At 34.6% G+C, this 20,682-nt stretch carries 21 protein-coding genes; 14 read left to right on the top strand and 7 right to left on the bottom strand.

Features of this window, described 5'->3' with window-relative positions; all coding sequences use genetic code 11:
* Positions 1–62 precede the first annotated feature (62 nt).
* Positions 63–1,238 carry an acetyl-CoA C-acetyltransferase gene (locus ACUL40_RS12310; protein WP_000552078.1) on the top strand — a complete coding sequence of 392 codons (1,176 nt, stop codon included), beginning with the start codon at positions 63–65 and terminating at the stop codon, positions 1,236–1,238.
* Positions 1,239–1,267: 29 nt separating this feature from the next.
* Here ACUL40_RS12310 and ACUL40_RS12305 read toward each other — a convergent pair whose 3' ends face one another.
* Positions 1,268–2,020, bottom strand: a complete 753-nt coding sequence (locus ACUL40_RS12305; RefSeq protein WP_000568006.1) for an AAA family ATPase — start codon at positions 2,018–2,020, stop codon at positions 1,268–1,270.
* Between the two features lie 215 nt (positions 2,021–2,235).
* Here ACUL40_RS12305 and ACUL40_RS12300 point away from each other — a divergent pair, with 215 nt between their 5' ends.
* Together ACUL40_RS12300 and ACUL40_RS12295 are read left to right on the top strand one after the other, a co-directional pair.
* Positions 2,236–2,964, top strand: a complete 729-nt coding sequence (locus ACUL40_RS12300; protein ID WP_001116851.1) for a DUF4184 family protein — start codon at positions 2,236–2,238, stop codon at positions 2,962–2,964.
* Positions 2,965–3,001: 37 nt separating this feature from the next.
* Entirely contained in the window at positions 3,002–3,763 is a 762-nt protein-coding gene (locus ACUL40_RS12295; RefSeq protein WP_000973899.1) for a hypothetical protein, read from the top strand.
* Positions 3,764–3,792: 29 nt separating this feature from the next.
* On the opposite strand, the gene ACUL40_RS12290 is transcribed toward ACUL40_RS12295, so the two are convergent.
* Positions 3,793–4,224 (bottom strand): DUF3997 domain-containing protein, encoded by a 432-nt coding sequence (locus ACUL40_RS12290; protein WP_000758789.1) that lies wholly within the window; start codon positions 4,222–4,224, stop codon positions 3,793–3,795.
* A gap of 131 nt (positions 4,225–4,355) precedes the next feature.
* Here ACUL40_RS12290 and ACUL40_RS12285 point away from each other — a divergent pair, with 131 nt between their 5' ends.
* The 3 genes from ACUL40_RS12285 (at position 4,356) to ACUL40_RS12275 (ending at position 5,697) form a co-directional block, all read left to right on the top strand.
* Entirely contained in the window at positions 4,356–4,811 is a 456-nt protein-coding gene (locus ACUL40_RS12285) for an RDD family protein (RefSeq protein WP_000769080.1), read from the top strand.
* A gap of 215 nt (positions 4,812–5,026) precedes the next feature.
* Entirely contained in the window at positions 5,027–5,116 is a 90-nt protein-coding gene (locus ACUL40_RS12280) for a hypothetical protein (protein WP_000145638.1), read from the top strand.
* Between the two features lie 71 nt (positions 5,117–5,187).
* On the top strand, positions 5,188–5,697 hold the full coding sequence (locus tag ACUL40_RS12275; protein WP_000218413.1) for an SDR family NAD(P)-dependent oxidoreductase: 510 nt from the start codon (positions 5,188–5,190) through the stop codon (positions 5,695–5,697).
* A 64-nt stretch (positions 5,698–5,761) separates the two neighbouring features.
* Here the strand turns inward: ACUL40_RS12275 and ACUL40_RS12270 are convergent, their stop codons facing one another.
* A complete protein-coding gene (locus ACUL40_RS12270; protein ID WP_000818931.1) occupies positions 5,762–6,862 on the bottom strand; it encodes an ABC transporter ATP-binding protein in 1,101 nt (366 codons plus the stop codon).
* A gap of 261 nt (positions 6,863–7,123) precedes the next feature.
* Between ACUL40_RS12270 and malL the strand changes: the two genes are divergently transcribed.
* Positions 7,124–8,800, top strand: a complete 1,677-nt coding sequence (gene malL, locus ACUL40_RS12265; protein ID WP_445422648.1) for an oligo-1,6-glucosidase — start codon at positions 7,124–7,126, stop codon at positions 8,798–8,800.
* Between the two features lie 40 nt (positions 8,801–8,840).
* On the opposite strand, the gene ACUL40_RS12260 is transcribed toward malL, so the two are convergent.
* Positions 8,841–10,601 (bottom strand): alpha-glycosidase, encoded by a 1,761-nt coding sequence (locus tag ACUL40_RS12260; protein ID WP_445422647.1) that lies wholly within the window; start codon positions 10,599–10,601, stop codon positions 8,841–8,843.
* Positions 10,602–10,924: 323 nt separating this feature from the next.
* Here ACUL40_RS12260 and ACUL40_RS12255 point away from each other — a divergent pair, with 323 nt between their 5' ends.
* The 4 genes from ACUL40_RS12255 (at position 10,925) to malR (ending at position 15,697) form a co-directional block, all read left to right on the top strand.
* Positions 10,925–12,184, top strand: coding sequence for an extracellular solute-binding protein (locus ACUL40_RS12255; RefSeq protein ID WP_227077847.1), 1,260 nt, complete (start codon positions 10,925–10,927; stop codon positions 12,182–12,184).
* 76 nt (positions 12,185–12,260) lie between these two features.
* The gene (gene malC, locus ACUL40_RS12250) at positions 12,261–13,562 is read left to right on the top strand and encodes a maltosaccharide ABC transporter permease MalC (protein WP_001194993.1); all 1,302 of its coding nucleotides are present in this window, start codon (positions 12,261–12,263) and stop codon (positions 13,560–13,562) included.
* Positions 13,563–14,405, top strand: a complete 843-nt coding sequence (gene malD, locus ACUL40_RS12245; RefSeq protein WP_001022608.1) for a maltosaccharide ABC transporter permease MalD — start codon at positions 13,563–13,565, stop codon at positions 14,403–14,405.
* A gap of 269 nt (positions 14,406–14,674) precedes the next feature.
* The gene (malR, locus tag ACUL40_RS12240) at positions 14,675–15,697 is read left to right on the top strand and encodes a maltose operon transcriptional repressor MalR (RefSeq protein ID WP_000219053.1); all 1,023 of its coding nucleotides are present in this window, start codon (positions 14,675–14,677) and stop codon (positions 15,695–15,697) included.
* Between the two features lie 13 nt (positions 15,698–15,710).
* On the opposite strand, the gene ACUL40_RS12235 is transcribed toward malR, so the two are convergent.
* Positions 15,711–16,874: an aminotransferase A gene (locus tag ACUL40_RS12235; RefSeq protein WP_000434582.1), complete on the bottom strand. Its 1,164-nt coding sequence runs from the start codon at positions 16,872–16,874 to the stop codon at positions 15,711–15,713.
* Between the two features lie 122 nt (positions 16,875–16,996).
* A complete protein-coding gene (locus ACUL40_RS12230) occupies positions 16,997–17,197 on the bottom strand; it encodes a hypothetical protein (protein ID WP_000929278.1) in 201 nt (66 codons plus the stop codon).
* A gap of 310 nt (positions 17,198–17,507) precedes the next feature.
* On the opposite strand from ACUL40_RS12230, the gene kinB reads away from it, so the two are divergent.
* Complete coding sequence (gene kinB, locus ACUL40_RS12225; protein ID WP_000420370.1) at positions 17,508–18,782, top strand: sporulation sensor histidine kinase KinB; 1,275 nt, start codon at positions 17,508–17,510, stop codon at positions 18,780–18,782.
* A 38-nt stretch (positions 18,783–18,820) separates the two neighbouring features.
* On the opposite strand, the gene ACUL40_RS12220 is transcribed toward kinB, so the two are convergent.
* Positions 18,821–19,570 carry a DUF3967 domain-containing protein gene (locus ACUL40_RS12220; RefSeq protein WP_000388471.1) on the bottom strand — a complete coding sequence of 250 codons (750 nt, stop codon included), beginning with the start codon at positions 19,568–19,570 and terminating at the stop codon, positions 18,821–18,823.
* A gap of 226 nt (positions 19,571–19,796) precedes the next feature.
* Here ACUL40_RS12220 and nucA point away from each other — a divergent pair, with 226 nt between their 5' ends.
* Complete coding sequence (gene nucA, locus ACUL40_RS12215; protein WP_000811494.1) at positions 19,797–20,231, top strand: DNA-entry nuclease; 435 nt, start codon at positions 19,797–19,799, stop codon at positions 20,229–20,231.
* Between the two features lie 36 nt (positions 20,232–20,267).
* Complete coding sequence (comJ, locus tag ACUL40_RS12210; RefSeq protein ID WP_048655569.1) at positions 20,268–20,657, top strand: competence protein ComJ; 390 nt, start codon at positions 20,268–20,270, stop codon at positions 20,655–20,657.
* Positions 20,658–20,682: the final 25 nt, after the last annotated feature.

Below are 20,682 nucleotides of genomic sequence, written 5' to 3'. Positions count from 1 at the left end.
TACATCTTATGGAATTTCACCTAAAAACTGACTAGGGTACATAAGAGAGGGGCAAGTGCAAAATGCATAATGTTGTTATTACAGCTGCAGTTCGTTCGCCAATTGGAACTTTTGGAGGAGCGCTAAAAAATGTAACGCCAGTAGAATTAGCTGTTCCTGTACTTCAGGAAGCTGTAAAACGAGGCGGGGTAGAACCACATGAAGTTGATGAAGTAATTTTAGGTCATTGTATTCAAAGAACTGATGAAGCAAATACGGCGAGAACAGCTGCATTAGCGGCAGGATTTCCTGACACAGTTACGGGATATACAATCCAACGTCAATGTTCTTCAGGTATGCAAGCAATTATGTCAGCTGCAATGCAAATCCAATTAGGTGTAAGTGATGTTGTTGTTGCAGGTGGGGTAGAAGCGATGAGTTCGAGCCCTTATGCATTGAAACAGCACCGCTGGGGACAACGTCTACAGCACGGAGAAATTCGTGATACGGTGTGGGAAGTGTTAGAAGATCCGATTCACCATATTATGATGGGTGAAACAGCGGAAAATTTAGTTGAACAATATGAAATTACAAGAGAGGAACAAGATGAAGTTGCTCTTCGCAGTCATACATTGGCACTGAAGGCAATCGAGTCTGGATACTTTGACGATCAAATTGTTCCTATTACAATAAAAGAGCGTAGAAAAGAAGTTGTATTTTCGAAGGATGAACATCCACGTGCAGATATTACAGCTGAAAAATTAGCTGGATTGAAGCCGGCGTTCCGTAAAGATGGATCAGTGACTGCTGGAAATGCATCTGGCCTTAATGACGGGAGTGCAGTTCTAGTATTAATGAGCGAAGAAAAAGCGAAAGAAAAAGGTTTACAACCGTTAGCTAGAATTGTTGGATATTCAGTAGCTGGAGTAGATCCAAAAATTATGGGTATTGGACCAGCACCAGCAATTCGTAAAGGTTTAGAAAAAGTAGATTGGTCATTGGAAGATGCAGATTTACTTGAAATTAATGAAGCTTTCGCGGCTCAATATTTAGCTGTAGAGAAAGAGTTAGGCTTAGACCGTGAAAAAGTGAACGTAAACGGTAGTGGCGTAGGACTTGGGCATCCAATTGGTTGTACAGGGGCTCGTATTACAGTAAGTTTAATTCACGAATTAAAAAGACGTGGGTTAGAAAAAGGAATTGCCTCTTTATGCGTCGGTGGCGGTATCGGGGTTGCCTTATTTATAGAAGCACTATAAAAAAGAAGCAGCTATTGCTGCTTCTTTTTTTACGACTCAAATAGATGATGGAATAATCGATCGCGATTTTCAAAGAAAAGTTTCGTCGTTTGGTAATGCTCAGTTTCTTCTAATGTGGATTCGTGAATTCCCTCTTGTGTTAAAGAATATATAGTGGATTCAGGATAAGCCATTAAAATAGGAGAATGCGTTGCGATAACAAATTGTGAACCTTGTTCAGCTAGTTCGTGCATTCGAATGAGCATGGAAAGTTGTCTCATTGGTGATAAAGCTGCCTCAGGCTCATCTAAAATGTATAAACCTTGTCCTGAAAAACGGTTCATAAATAATGAGAAGAATGATTCACCGTGTGATTGTTTGTGTAGTGAGATACCACCATAAGAGTTGATAACCGGATTCCCACGTGCTTCTCTATCAGCATCTATTTCATCAATATAAGAAGCAACGTTATAAAATGATTCAGCGCGAAGAAAGAAACCGTCGTTTGGTGTATTGAAACTTTTTGAAATTCGAAGGTATTCATGTAAAGATGAATGGGAATCGTTTGTGCTAAAGCGGAAGTTCTTCGTTCCACCTTCTGCATTAAAACCTAACGCAATTGCAATTCCTTCAAGTAATGTTGATTTACCTGTTCCGTTTTCTCCAATAATGAATGTTACATTTGGATGGAAATCTAGTGATTGTAATGTTCGAATAGCGGGTAAGCAGTAAGGATATGCGGAAAAACTAGGGATATTTTCTTTTTTTAATGTGACATTTTGTAAAAAGGGTACGTCAATCAATATATAAACCTCAATTCATAACGGATTTTGAATTTAAAAAGGCAGCAAATACAAGTGTTAATGACACCTGAATCCCTTCTTGTTTTCTGAATATTTTATGTGGATTATATCATTTAAACTATCATATTCCAATGTGAAAATAAATATTGCATGAAGATTCATTCTCTCGTTATGATATATGGTATTCTATTGAAAATGTGAGAAGGAGTTAAAGTATGCCGTTTACATTTGCACATCCAGCAGCAGTTCTTCCTTTTGCGAAAAAGCACTCTAAACATATTTCAGTAACGGCTCTTATATTAGGTAGTATGGCGCCTGACTTTGAATATTTTTTGCACTTTAGACCCTATGGTGTTATTGGCCATACATGGCTTGGGTTCTTATATTTAAATTTACCGCTTGTATTTCTAATCGCATACATATATCATTACATTTTAAAAAAGCCGTTTATAACGCATTTGCCTAAACCGTTTGCTGGTTATTATTCATATGCAATAGATGAGAGGTGGGGGCTACATACCTGGAAAGAATTCTTTGTATTTTGCTATTCTGCATTATTCGGTATGCTCACGCATGTCGTTTTGGATGCATTTACTCATAATACAGGCTATTTCGTTATGAAAATAGCATTGTTACAAATTGAATTACACAGTATTCCATTGTATAAATATATGCAACATGGGAGTACATGTGTTGGCTTATTATTGCTATTATACGTACTATGGAAGTATAAAGATGAAACAGGGAAAGATATGATTGTAGCTTTAGAAAAAAGAAAGTATTGGGTTTCGATAATCATTGTGACAGCTTTTATATTTATCGTGCATGCGTTCCTAGACCCCTATTTTCATATTTTCCAAATTGGAGGTATAATAGTATCTGGACTGACAAGTTCATTTTGTGGAATTGTCATTGTTTCTATAGTTTACAAAGCAAGGGACTAATTGTATATTCATGAATGATAGCGTTAGGAGAAATGAAATGATGAAAGCATGGAAAAGTATTTTTGTTTTATGTAGTTTTCTTCTTATGTTAAGTGGTTGCTTCCATCAAGAAGAAAAGAAAGCTGAACCGAAGAAGAAAGAATCTATTCCTGAAACGAAAGAATATGGTGGGCGTGAGCTGAAAAAAGTAGGACAAAAAGTGAAAGAAACAGGATGGGGTACTTTCAAGTTAGAGCAGATGCATTCTGTGAATCAAACATTTGAAGTAGCGCCAATGAAAATTCACGTACAAGATGTGAAAGTAATCTCTTTATCACAAATGAGTGAAAAGGCAAAAAATACATTGAAAGTATACACGGCACTAACTCCTGAAGAAGTAAAACGTAGATTAGGGGATAAAGTAAGCCAAGAAGATGCAGAATTATATGCATCGCTAAGTGGAACAGAGATTAGTAATACAATTCGTTACGTTGAGATTACATATAAAGTGGAGAATAGCGGAAATAAAAATATGCAATTTTTCTCTATGAATGATGTTATGATTAATGGTAAGCAACATTTTAAAGTAGCCACTCAAAACTTTTTATATGACGAAGATACGTTAGTTGGTACAAAAAATGTATCAAGAGAAGACTATAAGCCTGGTGAAATAAGAGATGGTATTATTGGTTTAATACTTGACGATGGAAAAGACAAGGTAAAGGATATTCAGTTTACAACTGATGATTTACTTGCAGGAGATTCAGAAACACAAGATGTTGTAAAAGAGCCACAAACGTTTAACATCTCACTAAAATAATGTAAGACAAAACAGTCAGCATACAAATATTATGCTGACTGTTTTTTTATTTCTTTTATGTATGAATCTACATTTTGAAAAGGCACCTTAATTTTAAACGCATCTTTTTGTTCATTAAATTGCTTTTCATTGTAGGGACCGAAACGTTTATTGTGCTTTACATCAATAATCCAATAATGTTCACTTTTTTTATTCGCAATTGCTGCGTCAGGGTTATTTGGATCTGATTTTTCCTCAGTTTGTTTTGCAATAATGTATTTATCATCCCAAGCAATGTCTGTAATTTTTGCAGGGATGTATTGTGTGGCATATACAGCATCTTGCGAGGGGAAAAGTTCAAATGCATTTCCAGAAGTACGTATGAGTTCGTATTCGTCGTTAACCGTATAAGTTAAGTGACTTGTGTTTCCTGCACAACCAGTTAATAGGAAGGCGACGAATAGGATTATCCATTTTTTCAATATGGGAACCTCCTTTATAATGCTATTGTAACAAATTGTACAAGAAAAGTAAGAGAAACGCTAGTTTACAATGTTTTTTAGAAGTGGTACGATGAGACGGGTAAAGAAGGATATGAAGGAGTCGACATAAAATGAAGTTAAAGATGCATCGTCCAGCGCTTGTAATGAATCGCATAGGTGCTTCCCTAATTGACATGTTTTTAATCTCGGTTATGTATGGTGCAGTAGTAGCTATTATGACCGGAAACTATAGTGCTATGTTTAAGCGCTTTAATATAAGCTTAGGTGATTTTAGATATGATTTCGCAGTAGTTTTCATATTAATGGCGATATATTTTATTGTATTACCCTTTATTTGGAACGGTGTTACACTTGGCAAAAAGGTAACGAGAATAAAATTAATTTCATTGAAGAGTGAAAAGCTAACGTTGCAAACATTAATTATAAGATTTTTTGTAGTGTTATTACCGAACGTATTGCTATTAGGAATTCCATTAATATGTAACGTATATATGATGTTGTTCCGCAAAGACAATTGCGGTTTTCAGGACTTAATTACAAAGACGAAAATAATAAGTCTTGTATAATAAAATAAAAAAAGACCCTTTTATATATAAAAGGGTCTTTTTTTATTTTATAAGTATATTGTGAATATTTACAGTAAGGAAAAACTAAAATGTGTCATTTCTATTTATAATAGATTGAAAATTAAGATAATGGTATAATGATTAAAAATAATATCTTTATCTCACCATTTGGGGCTGATTAAAGTTTTACTTTATATAATAAGGGGGAAGTTGAGATGACAGGAGGTAGCATAATTTTTTGGGGCATTCTCATTTTTATCGGTCTAGTTCTTGATCAGCGTAAGAGTAAGAAAAAAGAAGGATAAAAAGTAAACGTTTACAAATCGAATGGCAATTTTTCTTGCTTGCAGAATAATCTCATAAAGGAGTATACTGAATGACGGTAAGACTTATAGAAGGGGTAATGAAAATGAAGCTTGCAGGAAAAGTTGCTATCGTAACTGGCGGTGGCATCGGTATTGGACGTAATACAGCTCTTTTGTTGGCTAAACAAGGCGCAAAAGTTATTGTGACGGACATTGATCAAGAGAGTGGACAAGCAACAGTGGAGGAAATTACGAATCTAGGCGGAGAAGCCCTTTTTGTATTCTATGATATGGAAAAGCAAGGAGATTGGCAACGCGTTATTAGCATTACTTTGAATGCATTCAGTCGCATTGACATGCTTTTTCAAAATGCTGGTTTATATAAAATAGATTCTATTTTTTCTCGCCAACAAGAGAACGATTCCAATGTACTTTGTATTAATGACGTTTGGATAGAGATAAAACAATTAACGTCATCTTTTATGAAACAGCAAGAAGAAGTGGTGCTTAGTGATTTACCGATTTTCGGTATTATTGGCACGAAAGGACAATCATTTCATACAGTAGAAGCCCTAGTATAATAATGAAAACCGCCCTCAATATATGTGGACGGTTTTTTATATGTGTATAGTAAAGATAAATTTTTTAGCGAATACGTTGTTCAGTTTGGTTATCAAAGAAATGCGCTTTATTCATATCAAATGCTAATTTAATTTGGTCACCAGGTGAAAACGTATGTCTTGCATCTACACGTGCCGCAAAATCTTGATTCCCAAGTTTCATATATAAAATGGATTCAGCACCTAATAACTCAGCGACTTCAATTTTTGTTGTGAAGGCAGTAGATTGTGAAGCTTCTAAAAATAGTAGTTCATCATGAATGTCCTCTGGACGAATACCTAAAACAATTTCCTTATTTACATAGCCTTGTTCACGTAGCATCTTCATTTTTCCTTCAGATACTTTAATTTTTATAGTATTGTCTATAACGAAATCGGTTTCAGTCAATTTACCACGGAAGAAGTTCATAGCTGGTGAGCCGATAAATCCACCCACGAAGATGTTTTCTGGTGTTTCATATACTTCTTTTGGAGTTCCAATTTGTTGGATTTTTCCATCCTTCATAACGACAAGACGCGAAGCCATAGTCATTGCTTCTGTTTGATCATGTGTTACATAAATTGTTGTTGTTCCAAGGCGATGATGTAGCTTAGAAATTTCTGAGCGCATTGCAACACGGAGTTTAGCATCTAAGTTTGATAATGGCTCGTCCATTAAGAAAACTTTTGCATCTCGAACGATTGCTCTACCTAACGCAACACGTTGGCGCTGTCCACCTGATAATGCTTTCGGTTTTCTATCTAAATATTGTTCAAGTCCTAAAATTTTTGCTGCATCTTTTACACGACGATCGATTTCATCTTTTGGTATTTTTCGAAGTTTTAATCCAAATGCCATATTATCATATACACTCATATGTGGATAAAGAGCGTAGTTTTGGAATACCATTGCGATATCTCGATCTTTTGGAGGAACATCATTCATTAGTTTACCATCAATTGAAAACTCGCCTTTTGAAATATCTTCGAGTCCAGCTACCATTCGTAACGTTGTAGATTTTCCGCATCCAGAAGGACCGACAAATACGATAAATTCTTTATCTTGAATGTGTAAATTAAAATCAGTTACAGCTGTTACGTTATTATCATATATCTTATAAATGTTTTCTAATTTAAGTTCTGCCATGGTATTTCCCCCTAGAAATAATTATGCAAACGTTTTCTTTGAATTCATTATAAACGAATAGATTCAAAAAATAAATAAAAAAATAAAACGTTTTCATATATTGGAGAGTTATTAGTGATTTTCGCATGTTTTCTTAGAAAAAGAACAATAAAAATTGTAAGCGCTATTTTAAATTGAGATAGAATCTGTTATCATTCATTAATGAAAACGTTTGCGCCTTAAAAAAAGAAAAATGAATGATGAATGAAATGGGGTAGCATAATGGAAAAACAATGGTGGAAAGAAAGCGTAGTATATCAAATTTATCCTCGTAGCTTTATGGATAGTAACAGTGATGGTATAGGAGATCTTCAAGGGATTATTTCAAAGCTAGATTACTTAAAAGAGTTAGGGATTGATGTGATTTGGTTATCACCTGTCTATGAATCTCCAAATGATGATAATGGTTACGATATAAGTGATTATTGTAAAATTATGAACGAGTTCGGAACAATGGAAGATTGGGATGAACTATTACATGAAATGCATGAACGTAATATGAAATTGATGATGGATTTAGTTGTTAATCATACATCTGATGAACATAATTGGTTTATTGAATCACGTAAATCAAAAGATAATAAATATAGAGATTACTATATATGGCGTCCTGGAAAAGAAGGGAAAGAACCGAACAACTGGGGAGCTGCTTTTAGTGGATCTGCATGGAAGTATGATGAAATGACGGATGAATATTATTTACATCTGTTTTCTAAAAAACAGCCAGATTTAAATTGGGATAATGAAAAGGTAAGACAAGATGTTTATGAAATGATGAAGTTTTGGTTAGAAAAAGGAATTGATGGTTTCCGTATGGATGTTATCAATTTTATTTCTAAAGAAGAAGGGTTACCAACTGTTGAAACAGATGAAGATGGATATGTTTCAGGTCATAAACATTTTATGAACGGTCCAAACATTCATAAATATTTGCATGAAATGAATGAGGAAGTATTATCGCATTATGATATTATGACGGTTGGTGAGATGCCAGGTGTAACGACAGAAGAAGCCAAATTGTATACTGGAGAAGAACGAAAAGAGTTGCAAATGGTATTCCAATTTGAACATATGGATTTAGATTCAGGAGAAGGTGGAAAGTGGGATGTAAAACCATGCTCACTTCTTACTTTAAAAGAGAATTTAACAAAGTGGCAAAAAGCATTAGAGTATACCGGATGGAATAGCCTTTATTGGAATAACCATGATCAGCCTCGCGTTGTATCTCGTTTTGGTAACGATGGAATGTATCGCATTGAATCTGCAAAAATGTTAGCGACAGTTCTTCATATGATGAAGGGAACGCCATATATTTATCAAGGTGAAGAAATCGGAATGACGAACGTTCGATTCCAATCAATTGATGAATATCGAGATATTGAAACGTTAAATATGTATAAAGAAAAAGTGATAGACCATGGTGAAGATATAGAAAAAGTAATGGAATCTATTTATATAAAGGGTCGTGATAATGCTAGAACTCCGATGCAGTGGGATGATCAGAATCACGCTGGATTTACAACAGGTGAACCTTGGATTACTGTAAATCCTAACTATAAAGAGATTAATGTGAAACAAGCAATCCAAGATGAAGGTTCAATTTTTTATTACTATAAGAAATTAATTGAGCTACGCAAAAATAATGAAATAGTTGTATATGGATCATATGATTTAATATTAGAGAATAATCCTTCTATTTTTGCTTATGTAAGAACATATGGAGACGAAAAACTACTTGTTATTGCAAACTTTACTGCGGATGAAAGTGTATTTGAAATGCCTGAGGATATTAGTTATAGTGAATCAGAATTATTCATACACAATTACGATGTAGAAATCGGATTGATAGATAACATTACATTACGTCCGTATGAAGCGATGGTATTCAAATTGAAATAAGAAAAATCCTTATGCCACCTTGGCATAAGGATTTTTTGGGTTACCATTTTAATATGGAGAATCCATATGGAGGAAGTGTAACTTGTAATACACTTGCTTCTGCTGAAAATTCTTCGTTTGTATAAATGTTAATTATTTTCTTACCAGTAACATGAAGAGGGAGTGAAACTGTAACTTCACTATTAGTAGGGTTTAAAACGAAAAAGATAGTTTCATCCTCATATGTTTTCGTATAAGAAATATAATTATGTTCATCATTTGCTTCGATGAATTGAAAAGTACCATGTCCTCCAAATGCTTTATGTTGTTTCCGTAATAAAATCAATGTTTGTATATGGGTAAATAATGCATGATCTTGTTCTTTAGTATCCCAAATCATACATTTACGGCAATCAGGGTCCATGCCGCCATCCATACCAATTTCATCTCCGTAATAAATACAAGGAGAGCCGATGAAAGAAAGATGGAATACATAGAGCAATTTCAACTTATTTTTATCTCCGTTGCATGTTGTTAAAATTCTTGGAGTATCATGGCTATCTAATAAATGAAATGCTGCTTCATTTACATTCATAGAGTAGGAATGTAGAGATTCTGTAATTTGCTTCATGAATTCACTTGCTTTAATGGAATCGTTAGCAAAGTAAGAAAGTAGAGCGTTTGTAACAGGATAGCTCATGACAGCATCAAATTGATCGCCTTGTAGCCACGGAAGGGCATCGTGCCAAATTTCTCCCAAAATATATACTTCAGGATTTAGTGTCTTTATTTCAGTTCGGAATTCTCTCCAAAAGTTGTGATCGACTTCATTGGCGACATCAAGGCGCCAGCCATCTATATTGAATTCTCGTACCCAATAACGTCCTACTTCAAGTAAGTATTCTTTTACATCTGGATGAGCTGTATTTAATTTAGGCATATACGGTGTAAAGGCGAAAGTATCATAATTTGGAAGTGGTTCGGTTATAATCGGAAATTCATGAATGTGGAACCACTCTTTATATGCGGACTTCTCACCATTCTCTAGTACGTCTTGAAATTTCTCGAAAAAGTATCCACTATGATTAAACACAGCATCGAGCATTACTTTTATACCGTGCTTATGACATTCTTTAACGAGCTCTTTAAAAGTTTCTTTCGTCCCAAATTGTGGGTCAATTTCCATATAGTCAATTGTGTCATATTTATGGTTTGAATGAGCTTTGAAAATAGGTGTGAAATATATTCCGGAAATGCCAAGCTTAACAAGGTAATCAAGGTTTTGAATAACACCAGAAAAATCTCCGCCGAAAAAATTAGTTGGAGTTGGATTCGCACTTCCCCAAGGAAGGGTGTTTTCTGGATTCAGCGTACTATCGCCATTAGCGAATCGCTCAGGGAAAATCTGATACCAAATGGTGTCTTTAATCCAAGATGGTGCTTTGAATACATCATCTGCATGAATAAATGGAAAACAGAAAAAGTTACCAACATCATCATTTGGAATGCTAGAAAAGAATCCTCGCTCTGCATAAATAAGAGTGTCTGTTTCAGATTTTAATTCAAACCCATAACGTAAGCGCTTAAATTTTGGTTCGATTGAAATGGACCAATAATCAAATAATGCAGTAGAACCCGTTTTTTTCATGGGTGTACTTGCTGATATCCATTTCCCGTCTTTCCATTCGTAAGGATCACCGTAAATAAGATCGGCGCTTTGAATATCATCTCTCTTAGTACGTACTCGGATGTGAATTGTTTGTTCATCATAAGCGTATGCATAATTATCTTTCGGCCTATGATAAATAGCTTCTTTAAACATATAGAAAATCCCCCTTCAATATCTCTATACATAGTATTCCCTTAAGTGTAATAATAAAGCCTATATTGCAAACGATTGCCTTTCTCGTAGCTTTAATATTGCTTATAAGAGTAGTATTCATTTCATATAAAGTCAATGTATAAAGAGTATAATGACATAATTTTTAAATTAATATTTGCAAAATGAATAAAAGAATGTATAATGATAGACAAATAGCGCAAACGTTTTCATAGATTGAGATATTGTTTGCGCTTCAATTAAACTATTAAATGCAAACGTTTTCAGTTACTGAGGTACATAGACAATTTAGGGAGGTTTTTGGGATGAAGAAAGCATTATCATTATTAACGGTTTCAGCATTATCTATTGGTATGTTATCTGCATGTGGACCGAAAGATTCAGGGAAAAAAGAGGAAAGTAAAGCGAAAAAAGACTATGATCTTCTTGTTTGGGAAGATGATAAAAAAGGTGTTGGTTTAGAACCAGCAGTGAAAAGCTTTGAGGAAAAATATAAAGTAAAAGTAAAAGTTGTTGAAATGCAAATGACAGATCAAGTGAAGAAGTTACGCCTTGATGGACCAGCGGGGACTGGACCAGATGTTGTAACATTGCCACACGATCAAATCGGAAATGCAGTAACAGAAGGTTTACTTTCTGAAGTGAAAGCAGATGATGCTGTAAAGAGTAAATTTACTAATTCATCAATAGAAGCACAGACATATAATGGAAAAATATATGGTTTACCAAAAGCAATTGAGACACCAGTCTTTATTTACAATAAAAAACTAATGCCAAAAGCGCCAGAAACGATGGACGAGCTGTTTAACTTCTCAAAAGAATTTACGAAAGATGGCAAGTACGGATTTTTAGCATTAGGAGATAACTTCTACTTTGCTAATGCATTCATGGCAGGTATGGGCGGTTATGTATTTGGTGAAAAAGATGGAAAACCAAATGCAAGTGATGTTGGATTAAATAATAGCGGAGCAGTACAAGGTGCTGAATATCTTCAAAAATGGTACAAGGAAAAATTATTCCCAAAAGGTATTATCGGTGAATCAGGTGGGCCTGCTGCTGATGGACTATTCAATGAAGGAAAAGCAGCTTCTATCATGAATGGCCCATGGGCGTTCCAAGCAATGGAAAAGAACGGGATTGATTATGGCGTTGCTCCAATGCCGAAATTACCAAATGGTCAACCAATGAAAACGTTTGTTGGGGTTAAAGGATGGCATGTAACAAGTTTCTCTAAACAAAATGATTTAGCTACAAAATTCACTGAGTGGGTAACAAATGAAGAAAACGCAAAAATTCGATTTGAGAAAACAAAAGAAATTCCTCCAGTAAAATCAGTAATGGAAGATCCAATTATTAAAGATAACGAAGCTGCAAAAGCAGTTGCAACGCAATCTGAAAATGGAATTCCAATGCCAAACATTCCAGAAATGCAAGAAGTTTGGAAACCAGCTGGAGATGCGCTTCAATTAGTTGTTACAGATAAAGAGGCACCAAAAGCGGCGCTTGATAGTGCAGTGAAACAAATTAAAGGTAATATTGAGGCAAATCATAACAAGAAAAAATAAGGTGAAATTCGTGCCTCGAATATGAGAGGCACGAATTCTCTCCCTTCCATGTAGGAAGAAAAAAGGGGGAAGGAACATGCAAACATCTATGGAACCAGCAAATGGATTAAACCATTCAAAGCATAGAAAAATGGCAACCATGTTATCAATCATTCCAGGCGTGGGCCAAATGTATAATAAACAATTTGTAAAAGGTCTTATTTTTCTAGTATTAACAGGTTCATTTATTGTAGCCTTTGCTGATTTATTAAATATGGGATTATGGGGTATTGTAACGCTTGGTACAGAAGTTCCACGTGACCATTCTGTCTTTCTATTAGTAGAAGGAATCTTGGCCCTTATCGTTATCGCTTTTGGGCTCGGCATATATGCATTTAACTTATACGATGCATACCAAAATGGAAAGAAACGTGATATCGGAACACCGTTAAATTCTGTAAAAGAGCAATACCGTAATTTGTTAGATCAAGGTTTTCCTTATTTAATGGTTTCACCAGGTTTTCTACTACTTATCTTTGTTGTCGTATTTCCAATCATCTTCGTAATTTTAATTGGATTTACAAACTATGATTTATATCATTCTCCTCCAGCAAAATTAGTAGATTGGGTGGGCTTTAAAAACTTTATTGATATTTTCACTTTACCGATGTGGAGAGAGACATTTGTAAGTGTATTCTCTTGGACTGTCATTTGGACATTCGTTGCAACAACATTACAAGTTGCGCTTGGTATTTTCTTAGCGATTATCGTAAATCAGCCCGGTATTAAAGGAAAGGCAATTATTCGAACAATCTTCATTTTACCGTGGGCGGTTCCAGCATTCGTATCTATTCTTGTTTTCTCTGGTATGTTTAATGAAACATTCGGAGCGATTAACAATCAAGTATTAGCTTTATTCGGAATTGAAAAAATTGCTTGGATGACAGATCCATTTTGGGCGAAGATTGCTTTAATTATGATTCAAACGTGGCTTGGGTTCCCGTTTATCTTTGCGATGACAACGGGTATACTGCAATCGATTCCGGGAGAATTATATGAAGCGGCTACAGTAGATGGAGCGACAGCTTGGCAACAGTTTCGTAAAATTACATTGCCACTTGTGTTATATGCAACAGCACCAATATTAATTACGCAATATACGTTTAACTTTAATAACTTTAGTATCATCTATCTATTTAACGGTGGAGGTCCTGCTGTAGCTGGACAAGACGCAGGTGGAACGGATATTTTAATTTCATGGATTTATAAGTTAACGATGACTTCAGCGCAGTACGGAAAAGCAGCAGCTCTTACAATGATATTATCGTTAATCGTTATTACAGTTGCGTTATGGCAATTTAAGAGAACAAAATCATTCCAAGAAGAGGATATGATGTAAATGAATATTAAAAGACAGAAGATGTTACGTCTCTCATTAAGTTATTTAGTTATTTTCGTAATGTGTGCCATCATTTTCTATCCGTTATTATGGATTATTGGCTCATCGTTTAATCCGGGTGATAGTTTATCTGGATCAAGTATTATTCCACAAAATGCAACGTTAGATCATTATCGTAAGTTATTAGATCTAGAGAATAGTAATTACTTACTATGGTATAAAAACACATTAAAAGTAAGTGTTTTAACGATGATTTTCTCAGTGTTAGCAATTAGCTTTACTGCTTATGCATTTTCGAGATATCGTTTTGTTGGAAGAAAAAATGGTTTATTAACATTTTTAATTCTGCAAATGATTCCAAACTTTGCAGCGTTAATTGCTTTATACGTATTAGCCCAATTAACAGGATTAATTGATACACACCTTGCATTAATTTTAATTTATGTAGGCGGGGCTATTCCGATGAATACATGGCTTATGAAAGGGTATTTTGATACGATTCCGAAAGAACTAGATGAATCAGCTCGAATGGATGGAGCAGGGCATTTTCGTATTTTTTGGCAAATCATTATGCCACTTGCAAAGCCAATCGTAGCGGTTGTAGCGTTATTTACTTTCATTGGTCCATTTACAGATTTCATTTTAGCGAGTATTATTTTGCGAACACCAGAAAATTATACTTTAGCAGTTGGATTATATGAAATGGTTGCGAAGAAATTCGGTAATGAATTTACAACGTTTGCAGCGGGTTCTGTGTTAATTGCGATCCCAATTTCAATTTTATTCCTATCACTACAAAAATACTTTATTTCTGGTTTAACAGCTGGAGGTACAAAAGGATGAAAAATGGGACATTACGTCCCATTTTTCTTTTCATCTCCCTATAAATAAGTTTATAGGGAGATGAAAAGAGATTTGACATCACATGTGAAAAGAAGTGAAATAAATAGTATATTATAGTATAGGAAAAAATAGCTATATCCCTTACAATACATGAAGAGGGAGAATAGGATTAGTTTTGCAAGATATAAGAAATGAAAGTTTATGACTTGCAATGAGTGCGAGATAAAATATATGAAAAATGGCAGAGAAATGAGAGGAGGGGGATTTTTATGACAGTTACAATTAAAGATGTGGCGAAGCAAGCGAATGTTGCACCATCAACAGTTTCTCGTGTAATTGCTGATAATCCAAGTATAAGTGAAAAGACAAAGCGCCGTGTTAGGAAAGTGATGAGTGAATTAGGGTATCATCCCAATTTAAATGCGAGAAATCTTGCGAACCAAACGACGAAAACACTTGGTCTTGTTATGCCAAGTTCTGCAAGTAAAGCTTTTCAAAATCCATTTTTCCCAGAAGTTATAAGAGGGATTAGTTCATTTGCACACGTAGAAGGTTATGCGCTTTACATGTCGACAGGTGAAACGGAAGAAGAAATTTTTAATGGTGTCGTAAAGATGGTACAAGGACGCCAAATTGGTGGCATTATTCTTTTATATTCAAGGGAGAATGATCGGATTATTCAATATTTACATGAACAAAATTTCCCGTTTGTTTTAATAGGAAAACCATATGATCGAAAAGATGAAATTACATATGTAGATAATGACAATTATACAGCTGCAAGAGAAGTGGCAGAATATTTAATTTCATTAGGGCATAAACAAATCGCGTTCATTGGTGGTGGATCAGATTTACTTGTAACGAGAGATCGTTTAGCTGGTATGAGTGATGCCTTGAAATTAGCAGACATTGTATTACCAAAAGAATATATTTTACATTTTGATTTTTCGAGGGAAAGTGGTCAACAAGCTGTTGAGGAATTAATGGGACTGCAGCAACCGCCAACGGCAATTATGGCAACGGATGACTTAATTGGACTTGGTGTGTTAAGTGCTCTTTCTAAAAAAGGATTTGTTGTACCGAAAGATGTTTCTATTGTAAGCTTTAATAATGCTTTATTATCGGAAATTGCGAGCCCTCCACTTTCGACAGTTGATGTGAATATTTATCAGCTAGGATATGAGGCGGCAAAAGCTTTAGTTGATAAAGTAGAGAATGCAGAATCCACTGCAAAGTGTATCATTATTCCTCATAAATTACTAAAACGTCAAACTTGTGATCATTATGCATAAAAAAGCTAAGAGTTTAACTCTTAGCTTTTTTCATTAGAAAGGCTTCTAATCGGTCGCAGCCTTCTTTTAAAGTTTCGATACTATACGCATAGGACAAGCGAAGGTAGCCTTCACCGTATTCAGAGAATGCTGTTCCAGGAACTACAGCTAGTCCCGCTTCTTTGACAAGATCAAGTGCAAAATCAAATGATGAAGATGTCAAATGACCAACATATGGGAATAAGTAAAATGCACCTGTTGGCTTTTCAACTGTTAATCCCATTTGAGTGAGTCTATTATATACGTAATCACGGCGTTTTTTATATTGGTGGCGCATCATTTTTGGTGCGTCTTTAGCTGCTGTTAATGCTTCAATTGCAGCGTATTGAGCGATTGAAGTAGCACACGTTACATTGTATTGATGAACTTTTAATATGTGTCCTGCTAAATAGCTTGGTGCAAATAAAAGTCCAACACGCCAGCCAGTCATAGAATGTGATTTAGATAAACCGTTAATGACAATTGTCTTTTCACGCATTTCTGGGAAATGAGCGATAGATGTATGCTTTTGTTCATATACAAGCTCGCTATAAATTTCATCTGAAAGGACGAAAATATTTTTATCTTTTAAAACATCTACAATATCTTTTAGCTCTTCTGTTGATAAAGTTACACCAGTTGGATTAGAAGGATACGGTAGTACGATACATCTTGTTTTTTCTGTAATAGCATTTTTAAGCGCTTCAGCTGTTAAACGAAATCCAGTTTCACGAACATCTACAAAAACAGGCGTTGCACCGCATAATCGAATAATGGGTTCGTAACCTGGATAAATAGGAGCAGGTAAAATTACTTCTGTTCCTGGCTCTAAAATCGTTCGGAATGCAACATCAATTGCTTCGCTAGCACCGATTGTAACGATGGTTTCGTTTTCAGGTGAATAATGTAAATCGTAGTTATCTTTTACAAAGTTACAAGCTGCCTTACGTAATTCTAGTAAACCAGCGTTATGTGTATAGCTTGTATAGTTTTCTGTAATCGCCCGTTTTGCCGCTTCTTTTACGAGAGAAGGTGTAGGGAAATCGGGTTGTCCAATTGTTAAAGAAATCAAATTATCATAGTTTTGAATCATGTTAGAGAATTGACGGATTCCAGAAATTTGGATGTCCTTCACTCTAGGGTTAATGAATTGTTCCATTGTATCTCCCTTTCTTCCGTTTGAAAATTAAGTTCATTTTATCATATTTTCTATGATTACGCTTTGTATATGTTATTTAGAAAGAGAGAGAAAAGAGAAAAAAAGCCGCTATAAGCGACTTTTTAATATCCGTATTCCCAATCTATTTCATCTTCATTCCAGAGTACAGAGGATACCTTGCCAAGGTGAACGACTGATTGGTTCACAGCACATGTGCAGTTTTCATCTCCCGCTTTATGCTGTAACTCTTCATATACTGATTTTTCAACATTTTCTAGAACAACCAAATTTTCTTCTTTTAAAACAAGCGTAGTACCCGCCATATTTATCTTCCTCCTACTAAAGTAATGATCACTTATTTGTAAACATAGATAGTATGGATTATATGCTGTATTTTGCTATAGTTGTCCGTCTAAAAAAGTATTTTTATATTTTCTTTGTAATCCGTATTCATTGTATACTGCACGAAGGAAATTTGGTACAGGGTTTACAATCATTTCGAAAATCTGTAACAATTATTATGAGTTGTTAACAAAGAATTAACAAATATGTTAAGAAAAATCAAAATTTTAAAACAAATACACCTATAAAATGATATAATCATATCAAAATACATATAGGGGATGAGAGGTTATGGAGCTTATCCGTGATTTATTGATTCAAATTGCCATCATAATTTTGCCACTATTTTTATATGAAGCGATTCGTTTAAATCGCTATCAAGAAATGCCTCCGAAGCCAAATCGTTACTTTATTATGTTTTTATCTAGCGTTACGCTCGTTCTCTCCATGACATACTCTATTTGTTTTGGCAATGTGTGTGGGTATAACTTTCACCCCATTCCAATTGTCAGTGGTTTTTTATATGGTGGGATTGTTGGTTTAATCCCAGCGGTTATTTTTGTTGCATATGAATGGTTACTAAAGGGAATGAGCTTTCTTCCAGTTTTAGAAGTAATATTTTTATTGATAGTTCCGCTATTTTTATCAAAGAAATGGTCTCTTTTTTCAAGGGATAAGAAATTAATTTTAGCATTTATGATTTCATCATTTTATGTGCTTGTTTCTTTAGTATTAGGCATGATTAATGTTCTTTTGGAAACAGGATTTACACCGTATATTTCGCAAATATATAGCGGATTTATATTTGCCTCGCTTATCATGGTCATGACAATGGTATTTCAGGTGTATTTAACTGAATATTTAAATGAAAATGCATTGCTACGTACAGAGATGCAAAAATCAGAAAAGCTTAATATTGTAAGTGAGTTAGCAGCAAGTGTGGCACATGAAGTTCGAAATCCACTAACTGTTGTTCGTGGATTTATCCAATTGCTAGAAAGTACGGAAGATGTGAAGAATAAGGATTATATGCGTCTCGTATTAGCTGAATTGGATCGGGCGGAACAAATTATTTCAGATTACTTAAATTTAGCAAGGCCGCAAATTGAGAAAAAAGAACACATTTGTTTATCAGCCCAATTAATAGAAATGACCACTCTCATGTCGTCATTTGCAGCGATGCAAGGTGTATATTTACAAGTTGAAATTTCAGAAAGTCTTTATACGATTGGTGATAAGACAAAATTGAAGCAAGCTATTATGAATGTTGTTAAAAATGGTATTGAAGCAATTCAAGGAAATAAAGGATATTTAAAAGTAACAGCTATTCAAAAAGACGAAACAATCATAATAAGAGTTAAAGATAGTGGTGTTGGTATGACGAATGAACAGTTAGCAAGGCTTGGGCAACCATATTATTCTTTAAAAGAAAAAGGGACAGGATTAGGACTTATGGTAACATTTAGTATTTTACAAGCGCATAATGGTACATTGGAATATAAGAGTGAAAGTGGAAAAGGCACTGAAGCAATTATTATATTACCAGCTGTACAAAATAAGGAATAAAAGTTACCGATGAAAGGTAACTTTTTATTTTATATTGTTTATTCATTTGTTTTTTCTTGTTTTGCTCGGCTAAATAAACTTTTAAATGATTGAAAGAAGCTTTGCTCTTTTGAGGCAGCAACCATTCTTTTTGTTTCTTGAATTTCTCGAATAACTTGCATAAGCTGTGCATCACGGTTACTGTCTTTATTATAAATTTGACTAACAAGTTTATTCATTTTTTCTTCCTGTTTGGATTCTCGTTTATACATATGATTCATTAATAAGTCCATCTTTTCTTTTTGCAGTGCATCTGTTTGAGCGGCGTGATCGACTAACTCTTGAAGCATTTTTTCTTGAGAGCCTTCTTTTACATAAACTTGTTGCATCAATTCGTCTAGTTTCTCATCCTTTAAACGATTTTGTGTAATTAAAGTAGAATTTTGATGAATAATTGCCTCATTTAATTGAGCTAGCATTTCAAGTTTTAACATGAACTCCTCAAAGTTACGCCCATCTTCTTTTTCTTTCGTTTGTATCTCTTGCTTATCTTGTATAACTGGTACAGGTGGGGCCTCTTTTTCTTTTAAAATAATCGGTATCGTTTCTGAAATATCTTCTTGTAATGTAGCAGCTCTTTCGTGTATAGATTTCAATAATTTTAAATCATCAAGTTTATAAATACGAGCATCAGCTGTTTTGGAAATCATATAACCATGTTCTTCTAACAGTTGACTATATTTGCGAACTATATGTTTTGGGATGCCTGTTTTATTCGTGACATCTTTCGTTTTATAGGTAGCTTCCATCATATTTCCTCCCCAAAAAGTATCGTATATATCATTTCAATCTTTTATGAGGACTTCCTTTGAAAAAGAATGTCGGAAGGCTATTAGTTTTCTACAGCATTAGTGAAAAAATGAAAATTTTTGGCGGAATGGCAAGGAATAACTAAAATAATGTCTGAAAACATATACAGGAGAAGTTTGTTATAATAACGGAGGAAAAGAAACTGGTAGAAACATGGAGGTATACATGAAGCAATTAAAAGGTATTATCATTTCAATTATCGCAATTCTGTCTATTTTAGTAGCAGTTTATGAAGTACTTGTGCCAGAGGAAACAAGTGTAAAGAAAACGAATACGTATGATCAAGTGTTAGAATTTCCGAAAGAACGTTATCCAGAGACAGGAAAACATATTACGGATGCTATAAAAGAAGGGCATTCAGAAGTTTGTACAATCGATCGTGGTGGTGCTGCAGATAGAAGGAAATTGTCGTTAGCACCATATCCATCAAAAAAAGGGTATGATCGTGATGAATGGCCAATGGCGATGTGCAAGGAAGGCGGAAAAGGAGCACATATTGAATATATAAGTCCGGCGGATAACCGCGGAGCAGGTTCTTGGGTAGGGAATAAGTTAGATAAATACCCAGATGGTACGCGAGTAAAATTTGAAGTGAAGTAGTAGTTGTATATTTCATAATGAAGGAGAAGGGGAACTATGGAGTTAACGATTTCTTATTCGCAATTAATGTTGATGAACTATGACGGTGAGCAGCCTTATGTAGATTGGACTGATGAAGATTTTGAAAGAGGTTATGCTAAGGCAGATGGAACTGTTATTTTTGAAGCACTTTCTGATTATACTTGTGAAGTGAAAGTGACCCCAGGGAAACATATTGAAAAAGAAGAAGTAGTTAGAACGATTACGGTTCCTTTTACAGTTGAAAATGAAAGTATCGTTATAACGAGTATTCTTTCTGATAAATTTCAAATACCTATTCCAAATGGTGAGTATACAGTTGTATTACAAGCAATTCCTCTTGAAGAGCCAACGGATGATGAATTATATAAAATACAATATGAATTCTTTTTTGAAAGTAAAGAATAAAAAATGGGTTATCCTGAGAAAAGGA

Source organism: Bacillus sp. KNSH39, from assembly GCF_052656585.1.
This window is presented reverse-complemented; position numbering and strand designations above follow the sequence as displayed.